General features: G+C 52.4%; 12 protein-coding genes. 10 read left to right on the forward strand and 2 right to left on the reverse strand.

What is annotated here, in order from left to right:
- Positions 1 to 53: 53 nt before the first annotated feature.
- A complete protein-coding gene (locus tag ACT6RZ_RS06815) occupies positions 54 to 2222 on the reverse strand; it encodes a UvrD-helicase domain-containing protein (protein WP_444701376.1) in 2169 nt (722 codons plus the stop codon).
- A 225-nt stretch (positions 2223 to 2447) separates the two neighbouring features.
- Positions 2448 to 2912, reverse strand: a complete 465-nt coding sequence (trmL, locus tag ACT6RZ_RS06820; protein ID WP_444701377.1) for a tRNA (uridine(34)/cytosine(34)/5-carboxymethylaminomethyluridine(34)-2'-O)-methyltransferase TrmL — start codon at positions 2910 to 2912, stop codon at positions 2448 to 2450.
- Positions 2913 to 3053: 141 nt separating this feature from the next.
- On the opposite strand from trmL, the gene ACT6RZ_RS06825 reads away from it, so the two are divergent.
- The 10 genes from ACT6RZ_RS06825 to ACT6RZ_RS06870 all read left to right on the forward strand — a co-directional run bounded on the left by ACT6RZ_RS06825 (position 3054) and on the right by ACT6RZ_RS06870 (position 14111).
- Positions 3054 to 4706, forward strand: a complete 1653-nt coding sequence (locus ACT6RZ_RS06825) for a GspE/PulE family protein (RefSeq protein WP_444701378.1) — start codon at positions 3054 to 3056, stop codon at positions 4704 to 4706.
- Between the two features lie 5 nt (positions 4707 to 4711).
- On the forward strand, positions 4712 to 5926 hold the full coding sequence (locus ACT6RZ_RS06830) for a type II secretion system F family protein (RefSeq protein WP_444701379.1): 1215 nt from the start codon (positions 4712 to 4714) through the stop codon (positions 5924 to 5926).
- 203 nt (positions 5927 to 6129) lie between these two features.
- Positions 6130 to 6573: a type II secretion system protein gene (locus ACT6RZ_RS06835; protein ID WP_444701380.1), complete on the forward strand. Its 444-nt coding sequence runs from the start codon at positions 6130 to 6132 to the stop codon at positions 6571 to 6573.
- 6 nt (positions 6574 to 6579) lie between these two features.
- Positions 6580 to 7044 carry a pilus assembly FimT family protein gene (locus ACT6RZ_RS06840; RefSeq protein WP_444701381.1) on the forward strand — a complete coding sequence of 155 codons (465 nt, stop codon included), beginning with the start codon at positions 6580 to 6582 and terminating at the stop codon, positions 7042 to 7044.
- Positions 7045 to 7070: 26 nt separating this feature from the next.
- A complete protein-coding gene (locus ACT6RZ_RS06845; RefSeq protein WP_444701382.1) occupies positions 7071 to 7694 on the forward strand; it encodes a type IV pilus modification PilV family protein in 624 nt (207 codons plus the stop codon).
- Positions 7678 to 8463: a PulJ/GspJ family protein gene (locus ACT6RZ_RS06850; protein WP_444701383.1), complete on the forward strand. Its 786-nt coding sequence runs from the start codon at positions 7678 to 7680 to the stop codon at positions 8461 to 8463. Before ACT6RZ_RS06845 ends, ACT6RZ_RS06850 begins: the two co-directional genes overlap by 17 nt.
- Positions 8464 to 8501: 38 nt before the next feature.
- Positions 8502 to 8906, forward strand: a complete 405-nt coding sequence (locus tag ACT6RZ_RS06855) for a hypothetical protein (protein ID WP_444701384.1) — start codon at positions 8502 to 8504, stop codon at positions 8904 to 8906.
- Positions 8907 to 8990: 84 nt separating this feature from the next.
- Positions 8991 to 12029: a DUF6701 domain-containing protein gene (locus tag ACT6RZ_RS06860; protein WP_444701385.1), complete on the forward strand. Its 3039-nt coding sequence runs from the start codon at positions 8991 to 8993 to the stop codon at positions 12027 to 12029.
- Positions 12030 to 12306: 277 nt separating this feature from the next.
- On the forward strand, positions 12307 to 13245 hold the full coding sequence (locus tag ACT6RZ_RS06865) for a hypothetical protein (protein ID WP_444701386.1): 939 nt from the start codon (positions 12307 to 12309) through the stop codon (positions 13243 to 13245).
- A complete protein-coding gene (locus tag ACT6RZ_RS06870; RefSeq protein ID WP_444701387.1) occupies positions 13242 to 14111 on the forward strand; it encodes a PilN domain-containing protein in 870 nt (289 codons plus the stop codon). Before ACT6RZ_RS06865 ends, ACT6RZ_RS06870 begins: the two co-directional genes overlap by 4 nt.
- Positions 14112 to 14116: the final 5 nt, after the last annotated feature.

Raw genomic sequence — 14116 nt, forward strand, 5'->3', positions numbered from 1 at the left:
GTGACCGGCGGTTTTTTTATTGTTGCATGCCCGGCTTTGGCCAGCGTAGTGGTTTAAATCTTTTCCAGCCTGGCATATTCCAGCATCAGCGTTTTCAAGCCGGCACTGCCAAAATTGACTTTCACCGCCAGGTCGCTGGCATTGCCTTCATAGCTGACGATGACCCCTTCGCCAAACTTGCCATGGCGCACGCCCTGGCCTATCTTGAACGGGTAGCTGGCCTGTGTGCTCTTGGCCGGCGTATATTGGCCGCCGGTGGCGTAGGTCTTGGCCGCCGGTTTGCTGTTCAGCCGTTTGGTCAGATCTTCAGGGATCTCATCGATAAAGCGTGAGGCGATGCCATAACGCACCTGGCCGTGCAGCATGCGGCTTTGGGCGTAGCTGAGATACAGGCGCTGGCGGGCACGCGTCACCGCCACATACATCAGGCGACGCTCTTCTTCCAGCCCGCCGTTCTCATAAGCCGCCTGCTCGTGCGGGAACAAGCCTTCTTCGACCCCGCCTATGAACACGCTATGAAACTCCAGGCCTTTGGCGGCGTGCACCGTCATTAACTGCAATGCCTCATGGCCGACATCCGCCTGGTGGTCACCGGCTTCCAGGCTGGCATGGTTTAGAAACTGGGTCATCAGGTCAGCATCTTCTTCCATATTATGGTGATTGCCCAGATCCTGTTTGCTGAAGGCGACAGCAGCGGTGACCAGTTCCTGCAAGTTCTCTACCCGGTCTTCGCCTTCTTTGTCATTCTGGTAATGCGCCATCAAGCCGCTCAGGTTGATGACCATTTCTGCCACTTCGCCCAGAGTGATGCCGTAGGTCTGGTCTACCATATGGCGTATCAGCGCGACAAAGCCATCCAGGCCTTTGCTGCCCAGCATGCCTTCGCCTACCTTGTTGGTGGCTGCCTGCCATAAACTGCATTCGTTCTGGCGTGCGGCTTCCTGTAGCTGTTCCAGCCCGCGCGCGCCTATGCCACGCGGCGGGAAGTTGATGATGCGCAACAAGGCGGTATCGTCATTGGCATTGGCGATCAGGCGGATGTAGGCCAGCGCATGCTTGACTTCAGCCCGCTCAAAAAAGCGCAAACCGCCATAGACGCGGTAGGGGATATTGGCCGAGAACAGGGAATGTTCCAAAATGCGTGACTGCGCATTGCTGCGGTAGAGCAAGGCGATATCGCTGAGTGGCACGCCTTCGCTTTGCAGCATGTTCACTTCATCGACGATGAATTGCGATTCATCGGTATCGTTATACGCTTCATAAATACGGATAGGTTCGCCTTTGCCGGCCGAAGTCCACAGATTCTTGCCCAGACGATTGCTGTTATTGGTGATGATGGCGTTGGCCGCATCCAGGATATTGCTGTGCGATCTATAGTTTTCTTCCAGCTTGACGATGTTCTCGACTTTGAAGTCACGCTGGAAATCGGACATATTGCCGACGCGTGCGCCACGGAAAGCGTAAATACTCTGGTCATCGTCGCCCACGGCAAAAATACTGTTGTGCGCACCGCCCAGCAGCTTCAGCCATAGGTATTGCAGGCGGTTGGTATCCTGGAACTCGTCCACCAGGATATATTGGAAGCGCTGCTGGTAGTGCGCGCGTATATGCGGCTCGCGCTGTAACAGCTCGTAGCAGCGCAACAGCAGTTCGGCAAAGTCGGCGACGCCTTCGCGGTTGCATTGCTGGTCATAGGCCGCATAGATCTCGCGCAGTTTCTGGCTATGGCCATCGTAGGCGTCTACGGCATCGGCACGCAGACCTTCTTCCTTGCAGCCATTGATATAACCCATGGCTTGCTTGGGCGGGTATTTTTCGTCATCGACATTCAGCGTTTTCATCACGCGCTTGATAGCAGAAAGCTGGTCGGCAGTATCCAGGATCTGGAAAGTGCTGGGCAAGCCGGCTTCACGATAATGTGCGCGCAGCATGCGGTTACACAAACCATGAAAGGTGCCTGCCCACATGCCGCGCGTGTTGATCGGCAGCATGCTGGTCAAGCGCGTCAGCATCTCCTTGGCGGCCTTGTTGGTAAAGGTCACCGCCAGCAGCCCCATGGGCGAAGTCTGCGAGGTCTGGATCAGCCAGGCGATACGCGTAGTCAGTACGCGGGTCTTGCCACTGCCCGCACCCGCCAGGATCAGCGCCGATACATGCGGCAGGGTGACCGCTTGCAGTTGTTTGTCGTTCAGGCCCTGTAATAGATCGATTTCAGATTGCATGGCATTATTATCGCATGATGTGGCATTTGAGCAGCCACTCCCGCGCCATCAAATCGGTATTCATGAGCATAAATAAATCGGCTGGAACTTTTTGAATTTGAGCGCACTCATACAAATACGATGATGATGAATCATCTTTCCGCTTCTTTCCTCCCTGAGCGGAAGCCTTTACGATGAGGCCTGTTGCCCCGATTTACCCCTTAATCGGGGCTTTTTTTGTCCGTTTCAAACGCCACCGCTAAAGCCGGTCTGGCGCCAGGCCTCGTATAACAGGATGGCGGCAGAGTTTGACAGGTTCAAGCTCCTGCTATGTGGCAGCATAGGTAGCCTGACTCTATGCTCAGGCGTGAATTGCGCACGGATGTCTTCAGGCAGGCCGCGTGATTCAGGCCCAAAAACAAAGACATCCTCGTCTTGAAATGCCAGGTCGGTATGCCTGGTGCTGCCTTTGGTGGTGATGGCGAACATGCGTTTAGACTGCAGTGCCTGCTGGCAGGCAGCCCAGTTTTCGTAGACATTTAATGCCGCATATTCGTGGTAGTCGAGCCCGGCACGTTTAAGGTGTTTGTCAGATAATTCAAAGCCTAAAGGTCGCACCAGGTGCAGGCTGGCCCCGGCATTTGCACATAAACGGATGATATTCCCGGTATTGGGAGGAATTTCTGGTTCAAAAAGCACGATATGAAACATTTTTAGCGGTTTGTTTACAAATGTAAGATTAGAATGATGGTGATATGATAGACGAGAAAGTCTACTACGATAAATAATTACAACGCCATGGCTCGTCCCGAAAAAATTAGACTAGGTGAAATTCTAGTCAGACAAAATTACATGACCCAAGCTCAGCTTGATCAAGCGCTGGAAGAACAGCGCAAGACAGGCCGTCGGCTGGGTCGCGTCATTGCCGACAAAGGTTTTGCCAGTGAACGGCAAATTGCCGAGGCAGTGGCACATCAGCTGAACATCCCTTTCCTCGATCTCGGTCAGTACGAACTCGACGCCAAACAGGTGCAGAAACTGCCTGAGGTGCAATCCAGGCGCTTCCGTGCCATCCTGCTGGAAGAGCGTGTCGATAGTTTCCTGATCGCCATGGTAGACCCTTCGGATGTCTACGCCTACGATGAGTTGGTGCGCCTGCTCAAACGCGATATTGATATCGTCGTGGTGCAGGAAAGTCTGCTGATGCAGACCATAGACAGGTCATACCGGCAAACCGAACAGATCTCTTCACTGGCGCTGGAACTGCAGGAAGACCTGGCCGCCAGCAATGTAGATCTCGCCAGCCTGATGGGTGTGGACCTAGGCATTGATGATGCCCCGGTGGTCAAGCTGCTGCAGACCATTTTTGAAGATGCGGTACAGGTGCGCGCTTCTGATGTGCATATAGAACCGCAAGAGAATAAACTGCTGATCCGTTTTCGCATCGATGGCGTGATGCATTTTCAGACCCAGGCGGATATGAAGATCGTTTCCGCGCTGATCATGCGTTTAAAGATCATGGCCGGCCTGGATATCTCCGAGAAACGCTTGCCGCAGGATGGCCGTTTTGGCTTTACCGTCAAAGGCCGTGCGGTGGATATGCGTATTTCCACCATGCCTACCCAATATGGCGAAACCGTGGTCATGCGCTTGCTGATCCAGAACACTGCGCATTTCCAGCTCGATAAACTGGGTATGCCACCAGAATTGCTGGAACGTTTCCGCAAAATGATCAACCGGCCTAGTGGCATGGTGCTGGTCACCGGCCCTACTGGTAGCGGTAAAACCACTACGCTTTATTCTGCTTTGAGTGAACTCAACACGCCTGAGACCAAGGTCATCACTGTTGAAGACCCGGTGGAGTACCGTTTGCCCGGCATCATCCAGACCCAGGTCAGTGAAAAGATAGAGCTGGATTTCCCCAAATTATTACGTGCTATCTTGCGGCAAGACCCGGATATCGTCCTGGTGGGCGAGATGCGCGATGAAGAAACTGCCCAGACCGGGTTGCGCGCGTCCATGACGGGTCACCTGGTATTATCCACACTACATACCAACGATGCCTCCACCGCCCCGGTGCGCCTGATCGATATGGGGGTGCCACGCTTTATGGTGGCCATGTCATTGCTGGGTGTGATGGCGCAACGCCTGGTCAGGTTGATCTGCCCGCACTGTGCCGTTGAGCATGTCCCGAATGAGACTGAGCGGGTCTGGTTGCGCCAGGTGTTGCCAGCAGAAGAAATCCCGGCTTTTTTCAAGCATGGCAAAGGCTGCCAGCATTGCAACCGCACAGGTTACCTGGGGCGTGTCGGCCTGTATGAACTGCTAGAAATGACCAACGAGCTGGCTTTGGCGGCTAACATGCCGGATACCAATGTGTTTATCACCAAAGCGCGCGAAAAGCTCAAAGGACAAACCTTGCGCGACCAGTCTTTGCAACTCGCTTTAGATGGTAAAACTACACTGGATGAGATCATGCGTGTAGATAATCAGTTTGAAGGGTAAGGACCATGCCAGTATTTGATTACAAAGGACGCAGCGAAGATGGCCTGATGGTTTCCGGCACACAGGAAGCCTCGGACCTTGACGCACTGGGCTCTGCCCTGATGCTGTCAAAGATCACGCCGATCGAGATCAAGCAAAGAGCTGCCGTCGCCGTCGCCCTCAACCTGTTTGAAGAAAAAGTGACCAGCCTGGACGTGATGCTGTTCAGCCGCCAGATGTTCACCCTGCTCAAGGCCGGTATCCCTATCATGCGCGCGCTCACCGGCATCCAGAGTTCGGTCGGCAATGCCAAACTGGCACGCGTGGTCGGTCAGTTGCGGGTCAGCCTGGATTCAGGGCGCGAATTGTCACTCGCCCTCGCCGAGCATCCCAAAGTGTTTGATAGCTTTTATATCAGCATGATACGCGTGGGCGAAACGACTGGTAATCTGGATAACATTTTTGCCAGGCTGGCAGAACATATCGAATTTGAGCGCTTTATGCGCGGGCAGATCAAATCTGCTTTGCGCTACCCCATGTTTGTGATGACGGCGATGGCGATCGCCATCATCGTGATCAATATCATGGTGATCCCGCAGTTTGAGAAAGTGTTTGCCAGCATGCACACCGACCTGCCGTTCATCACCAAGATTCTGATCGGTTTCTCAAGCTTTATGCGTAATTACTGGTTCGTGCTGATCGCGATGGTGGTCGGGGCGGTGTGGACATTTAAATCCTATGTCAGCACGGCTGCCGGGCGCTCAAACTGGGATAGACTCAAAATGCGTATCCCTATCGCCGGAAAGATCATCTTCAAAGGCACCATGGCCAGGTTTGCGCGCAGTTTCGCGCTTTCTACCCGTAGTGGCTTGCCCATACTTTCTGCATTGCGCCTGGTGTCACAAACTGTCGAGAATGATTATATCTCGGCAAAGATACTAAGCATGTCTTCCGGCATAGAGCGTGGCGAGACCATTTTAAGGACAGCCACGCAAACAGGAGTGTTTAATCCTCTGGTATTGCAAATGATCGCGGTAGGTGAAGAATCCGGCTCGCTGGATGAATTGATGCAAGAAATCGCTGATATGTATCAAGCTGACGTGGAATATGACGTTAAAACATTAGGAGCCCAGATCGAGCCTATCATGATCATGTTCCTGGGCGCGCTGGTGCTGGTATTGGCTTTGGGCGTATTCCTGCCGATCTGGGATATGAGCTCTGTCATGCTTAAAAACGGCTAATAAAAGCATTTTTAGATTTAAATAAATTTGTGCCGGTAGTGATGGGCAAAAACTTATTTAAATCGAGTGAATGCGATTAACGGTCACCATCTTGAGGATGGACCAAAATTGTCTGGCACGGATTTTGCTGGACTGTAATTAACGCAGGTATAACCCGCCACTGTGATGATAACGGCGGGAAATTTTGATTAGGAGTCTTTGTAATGAAAAAACAAGCTGGCTTTACATTGGTTGAATTAGTAGTGGTCATTGCAGTGCTGGGTATCTTGGCGGCAACGGCACTACCTCGTTTTGTGAATGTGCAGGCGAATGCGCGGGTCGCGGCTGGTAACGGCCTGGCTGCTTCTTTACGTTCGGCAGCAAATCTTGCGCGTGCCTCATGGGTGGCTAACGGCAGTGATGCTGGTGTATTGCAGGTCATGATGGATGGTCAACCGGTCGCAGTGAATGCCACTGGCTACCCAACAGCCAGCGTCGCTGGCATCATCGCCGCGCTACAGACTCTGGATGCACAGTTTGGCGTACCTACTCATGCCGGTGGTGTTTCTACTTTTCAAGTGGGTACATTTGCACAGTGCACTATCACCTACACTGAGGCTACAGGTGTCGTTAATACTGGAAACTTACAAGCTGCAAGATGTGGTTAATGAGTGATGAAGCAGACTCTTGGGTTCACGCTCGTTGAGTTGGTTGTTGTCATCGCATTAACTGGAGTCATGATAGCAGTAGCTACGCCACGCTTTGCAAATGGCGATATCTTTGAAACCCGCGGCGACGCGGGTTTGCTTTCATCTACGCTGCGTTATGCGCAAAAAACCGCCATCGCCCAGCGACGGGATGTATATGCTATCCGCAATGCTGCGGTGACACCTAACACCGTTCGTTTGTGCTTCGATGCTGCTTGTGCTCAAACCGTCATTAACCCCGAAACAGGGGCTGCTTATGTATTCACCTTTTCAAAAAGTGTTAGTGTGAACGCATTCAATAACAGTTTGGGGTTTGACTCGCTTGGGCGACCCATACCCAATGAATCAGCCAATTATGTAGTGGCTAACAAGAAGATCGGTACGCAATCGATCACAGTAAATATTGAGCAGGATACAGGCTATATACGTTGACCGTCCCTGGTTGGCGGTAACAGCATATGACGCACACTATCAATCAAAAAAACAAACACACCAGTCTACACAGCCGAAAGCGCAATCGCGGATTTTCGCTGGTAGAACTGGTGGTTTTTATCGTGATCGTCACGACGGCGATTGCGGGTGTGGTTGGTGCACTGGCCTGGATGAGCGGTCACTCGGCAGACCCGCTGGCGCGCAAGCAAGCCATCGCCATCGCTGAATCGCTGATGCAGGAGATCCAGCAGATGCCTTTCACATTCTGTGATCCTGACGACCCGAATGCTTCCACCGCGACCAGCGCCGGCAATTGCACCAATTCACAGAGTGCCAATCTGAATGGGCCTACACCGGCAAACGAGAGCCGTTACAGTGCCAGTAATCCTTTCGATAATGTGGCGGATTATGGCGGTTTTACCATGCCGGGCGGCGGCTGTGCCAGCATTTGCCGTATCGGCAACACCACCTCTATCCCTGGTTTGACAGCCTATAACGCTGCCGTGGCGATCAGCCAGGCGGGTGGCGTAGCCCCGTTTACCGGCATGGCTGCAGATGCAGTTTTAAAGATCGTTGTCACCGTCAACGGCCCGGCCAACACCACCATCAGATTGACTGGTTTCAAGGTTCGCTATGCGCCCAAAGTTTAAAACACCTGGCGCGACCATGCGCGGTTTTACGCTGGTAGAGCTGGTGATCGTCATCACTGTAACGGCCATCATAGGCGGTATCTCGTCCACTTTTATCCGGCATTCGGTAATGGCCTATGTGAATTCTGAAGCCTATTACCAGCTGGCTGACCGTGCCGATGTCGCCTTGCGGCGTATGTCGCGTGATGTGCGTAATGCCTTGCCTAACAGTGTCTGGGTCTCTGCCACAGGCAATTATGTCGAGTTTGTGCCCATACGGGCGGGTGGTCGTTACCGGCAGGATGATTTTGGCAGGCCTGACAATATTTTTAGTGTGCTGAGCGAGCCTGTGCCGGTAACAGCGGGTGATCAGCTGGTCATCTATAACCTGGGTATAACGGGTGCCGATGTCTACGCTGGCGACAGCATACGCACCATCAGCAGCGCGCCGGGCAGTAATTTAACCCAGGTGCAGTTTGCCGGAGCGGCTTACCCGCTGCTTTCTCCTGCCAGCCGTTTTTATATCGTGAACGGCGCAGTGTTTTATGTGTGCGACCTGGCTAACCGCCGCCTGCTGATGTATAGCAATGTGGCTATCCCCTCGGCACATCCGGCCAACTTTAATGGATTGACTGCGCGCGTGGTAGCCGATGATGTCACCGGCTGCAGTTTTACCTACACCGAAGGCGTGATGCAGCACTCGAGCGTGGTCACTGCGCAATTGGAGCTATCTAAAAATGGCGGGGTGGTCAGGCTGGTCAACCTGATCAATGTGGTGAATTCGCCATGAAACACATTGCTTATCGCGCAAAAGGTTTTATGTTGCCTATGGCAATATTCCTACTGGTCACCCTTGCGGCGCTGGTGGGTTATGCCATGCGACTGGCAATGCTGGCCAATATGGGCACGATTCAGGACGTGCGGGGTGCGCAGGCGTATCTGGCTGCCAGAGCAGGTGTAGAGTGGGCCGCTTTTCAGGTGTTAACGCCTGCTGCTATGGCCGCTTGCCCGACTGCGCCCTCACCATTCACCCTCAATGGTTTTAATATCGTGCTGACTTGTGGGATGACGCCATGGCAAGACAAGGGTAACACCCAGGATATCCGTATTTACAGCATCACATCCACAGCGTCATCTGGTGTGGCAGGGTCACAGGATTACATAGAGCGACGGATCACAGTGACATTGAGCCGGTGCATCTATAACAATCCCCCAGGCGAGGAATGTAACTAACATGGAAATGTCGTGTACAAAGTACTAAATAAAATACTGCCATTGTTGATCTGCCTTTTTCTTCTGTCCGGCATATCAATGGTGATGGCCGCCGCACCTGACGATGTGATTTTAAACTCGGGTGGTGGTGCAGATGGTAATGGCTTGCGCATTCATATTCACCGGGGTACCCAGATCCAGATCATCAGGGCCAACAGTGATGGCGCGATCAAAGGGCAATTGTTCGAAGACTTCCAGATTCCCACCACCAATGCAGCGAGAAACAGACTGGATAATGGCATTTATATCAGAGCTAACAGAAGTCTGTATGGCCCTAATCATTTTGTATTTGCCAGAAACGGTGTTGCCAGCCCGAATGCTTATACCACTACGGGTGATCTGTCTCTCACTCCAGCCACAGCTACCAGCGGACAAGTGCAACAGACGACCTCCAGACTTACGCTGCCGAATACCAGCCTGACGTCGGGTAATCCGCAAGTGACAGTGGTATGGAAATATACCCTGCCATTGTCATATGTCACGGCCGAGGTGACAGTCAATATTCCGCTATTGTATCCAGTCAGTACCAGTAATCCTTTCAGATATTATCACGCTGTCGATACCTACCTTGGTGGTAATGACAATGGATGTGGCATACGTTACGTAGATACTAATGGTCGACAGGTGGTTGGAACCTATCCAGTGATCAATGGCAATTGCCCATCAAGCACTACGCTGCCGGCAAATTTGGATATCGTAGAGTCTTTTCGTGAGCGATCAGGCCGATTCAGCAGCTATTGTGTGGGCAGGTGGGACACATTCTGGACTTATGATGCACAGAATAACGCTTGCGGTATAGGTAAAACCAATGCATTAAGTAATAGCATCTCAACTACCAACATCGATACTGGTGCTGCAGTCGAGTATGACTTCACCTCACCTGGTACATACACCTTCAGTTACGATTTTGTGATTGGTTCGACCTATGTCCCCAGTTATGATCACCTGGAGATCCGGCATCCTGGTACCAGTACCTTGTGTCCGGTGGATATCCAGGTGTTGGCATGCCTGTCATCCACTGTGCCTTGCCCGGCTTCCCAGATTTTAAGTTCTGGCTCTTTAACCGGGGATTTGACGGTCTCGCCATCAACGCCTACAGTCACCTCGCCGAATTCATCATTTGAGGTCGGGGGTAATGCCCAGATCGATACTGTGACTTTGCAGGGTACTGCGGCTGCAACTTATACCTTGGGAGCCAGTGGCTTAGCCAGGCTGCCATTAAATGGTGTTAAATGTCTGAACACCGCCACTAATTCGCAGAGTTGCAGTTTTACCTTTAATAACACACCTTGTTTAAGCACGTTTGAATGTATGGAAAGTGGCTTGACCTACGCCGCCAATACCCGCAATCCTATTTATACCAAGCTGGCTGGACGCGCCTTTGACCTGGATGTCTATGCACTGACCAGTAATGGTGCCAAGGCGACCGGCTATGTCTCTGCTTCAGATAGTGTCACCGTCGAACTGGTGAATGAGGCCAGCGGTACTTGTGGCAGTAGCATCACACCTCTGGCAAGAAAGACGGTTTCATTCACGGCCACCGATGTCGGAAAGAAAACCATCTCATTCAGCGCGGCCGATGTGCCTAACGCGTATCCGAATTTACGCTGCCGGGTGGTCGATAGCAATTTAAACAAGAACGGCTGCTCAAGCGATAACTTTGCGGTCCGTCCGCAGGCATTCACACTGACCTCCAGCAATGCCACACCCACCATACCTGCTGGACCGACCTCCACACTTATCCGTAAAGCGGGCACTGACTTTCAGTTGCAAGCGGTGACTGGCGAGAGCACTTACAATGGCACCCCCAAGATCGCAGCCATCACGGCGCATACTGGCGCACCTGCTGTCGGTATACTGACTTATGAGTCTGTCGATGGCCCGGTAGCAGGCACTCTGCCTGCCGCCATCGCGGGTACAAGCGCCGCCACCAGTTTTAAATACAGTGAAGTAGGCTTGTTCCAGTTTTTGGCCAACAGCGTTTACGACGATAATTTTGCTGAAGTAGACAGGGCAAAAGGGGATTGCAGCTCAGCGACAGCCACAGAATTTGATAATCTGGGTAGTGGCACGCCCAAAATGTATGGATGCAAGGTAGGCAGTGTCACCAGCAGTTATTTTGGTCGCTTTATCCCCGACCATTTCAAGGAGACGCAAGGTACGCCTGATAATTTTGCCTGCTCGACTTTTGCTTATTATGGGCAATTTACACCCACCATGGCCAGCTTCAACGTGCCCTTCATCATCACTGCAGAAAATGTGGCCAATGTAAAAACGCAAAACTATCACGGCGATTATGGCAGCAACAGTTATGCCAGGCTGGATCTGAGTAAATTCAACAGCTATAACTTCAGCTCAAATGCGCCAAATGCAGCCAGCCTGAGTGCCAGCCCGCTGGTGCCAAGTTTTGAAAGTACCATTTTAAATGCCCCCCCAAATACCCCCGCCACCTGGAATAAAGGTGAAGCAAGAGTCAAGGCCAAACTACAGCTTAGCCGTCCCAATATCAATACCGCCCCGCAAAATGTGCTGGTCTCTGCCAGGCCGGTGGATGACGATAGCGTGACTTCGGCCACCACCCAGATCACGTCTACCGGCATTCCCTTCAGATACGGGCGCCTGGCGATCGCGCCTGCCCATGGTTCAGAGTTGCTACCGTTGACGGTGCCGGTGGAAGCACAGTTCTGGAATGGCAGTAATGCTTTTATTCGCAGTACGACAGACGCTTGCACCACCATTCCTATTCAGACCTTTGTCATGAAAAACTATAAAGGCAATCTGAATGCGTGTGAAACCCAGTTGAGTGTGGCGTCAGCCATGGCGAGTGGTGTGCTTAAAATGCGTTTAAGCGCTCCCGGGGTGTCGGGTAACAGCCCGAATACCGGCAGTGTCGATCTGGAGGTGAATCTTGCTGCCAAAGACGCGCCGCCGCTGCCAACAGAAAGAGTGTGTACCGGCTCGGCAGAAAGCAATTCAAACGATGGCTCGCTGCCTTGGTTTGGAACCAGCGACCCCTCGGGCCGTGCCTCCTTCGGCATCTATAAGGCCCCCATCATCTATATGCGAGAGAACTTTGGTCCCTGATGCACACAAAACCACCTGAACAGGTGGTTTTGTTGTTTTAATCCCCGGATTGAAGCGTCATATCAGGCACTAAAGTTGCTACTACCTATCAGCAGCGTATTTGTTGACAGAATTTGTAACTAATACAGCACAGTTTGAAAACTTTCGGAAGCACAGACGCGCCCGGCGCCATAAAAAGTGGTTTTTTGCGATTTGATGCTTTATAGTTGGCTTTAAAAATTCAGCGCTATACATTGATTTTAAATAATAATTTCTTATAGAGAGTAAATGCATGTCTATGAGTTGGTTTAAACGACAAAAGAACAAGCAGCAGGTGGGGGTTAGCTTCACTGACATGCATGTGAGCACCGTGGCTTTAACGCCTGGGCTGGATGGCGCCAAACCAACCGTCTCATTAGCGACTATTCAGCAGGTGCCTTTGCAGGCAGCCTCCACATTGCGTCACTTTGTGACCAAAAATGACTTAAAAACCACGCCTTGTAATGTCATGCTCAATGTCGACCAATACAATGTGTTGCAGATCGAAAAGCCGACCATGCCAGAATCCGAGATCAAGCAGGCATTGCGCTGGAAAGTCAAAGACCTGCTGGATTATTCAGTGGAACAAGCAGTAGTAGATGGTGTGAACGTGCCGGTTGACCCCGCCTACGCCAACCGCCAGCCAGCCATGCTGGCGATCTGCGCCAAAAAAGCCACCGTGACCCAGGTGGGTAACCAGATCGTAGAAGCCGGTTTCAATTTGAGATCTATCGATGTGCATGCGCTGGTGCAGCGTAACATCGCCAAACTGCTGGAAACCGAAGACCGTGCCCTGGTCATGCTGACCATGCTGTCCAGAGGGTGTTTGCTGACATTCACCGCCAAGGGCGAGCTTTACCATGCCCGCCTGATAGAGCTGGACAAGGATTTCCTCAATGACAGGGGTGAGTTGTACCAAAGCAACTTTGACAAGCTGGTGCTGGAGTTACAACGCTCGCTGGATAGCTTTGACCGCCAGTTCCCCTACCTAAGCCTCAATCGCCTGGTGGTGGCCCCGGTTGCCAACCGCGATTACCTGGTGACAGGCCTGAGTACCAGCCTGTATGTGCCGGTGAATGTATTCAACCTGGAAGATATCGTTGATCTGCCGCCTAACCAGGATTTTGCCAGCCTGGAAAAACAAGCCATGTTACTGCCGGCACTCGGTGCTGCCTTGCGTCAGGAGGCGGTGGCATGAGTCAGCAAGTCAACCTGTTTGAGAGTGGGCTGGTCAAGTCCAAAGACTGGTTCACATTGACCCTGGTTGGCGCAGTCTATGCACTGGCGGCGCTGGCGATGGTTTATTTCTACACCGGCATAGAGGCCGAAAATGCGCAGTTGCTGACACAGCGCGACCAGGCGACTGCCCAGTATGATGCCATGCAGAAAAAGGTCGATGAGTTCGCAAAGAAAGTGACACCAGTGGATAACAGCAAGCTGGAAGCCGAGCTGAAAAAACTGAATTCCCGCTTTGAGATGCAATCGCAGATGCTGGCCATTTTCCAGCAATCCATTTCCGAGCAGGCTTATCACCTGATCGATTATATGCGCGCCCTGACCGGGCAACAGCAGGCAGGCTTATGGCTGACTGGATTCAAGATAGAACCGGCGGCACAACATGTATCGCTTTCCGGCCAGGCCTTGCAGACTGAAGATATCCCTTTGTACCTGGATCTGTTGTCAGCACAACGCGTATTTGAAGGCACACAGTTTTCCGGTTTGCAATTCAAACAGGTAGAACTGCAAAAAACGGTGACTCAGCCAGCAGCCGTGGTGGCGACTGCGCCACCAGTGGCAGCGACCGCACCAGCGCCGCAGGCGGGTGCCAAGGGCGCCGCAGTGGCAGCCGCACCGGCGACACCAGTCGCGCCTGCTGCTGCAACGACGCCGGTGGTCGAAGTGCCGGTGAAATTACAGGTGTATACGTTTGAAGTAAAAGGCCAGGACATGCGCGACAGAAGCAAACCGGTGAGCACGCTGAGCTGGGATGACTTTGTCCGCCAGACCGGGCAGCCAGCGCAAGCCAGGCCGCAAGAAACCGGGCCTAAAGTAAAGCAGCCATAGGAAAG

It is taken from the genome of Methylophilus sp., from assembly GCF_052437885.1.
Classification (GTDB): Bacteria; Pseudomonadota; Gammaproteobacteria; order Burkholderiales; family Methylophilaceae; genus Methylophilus.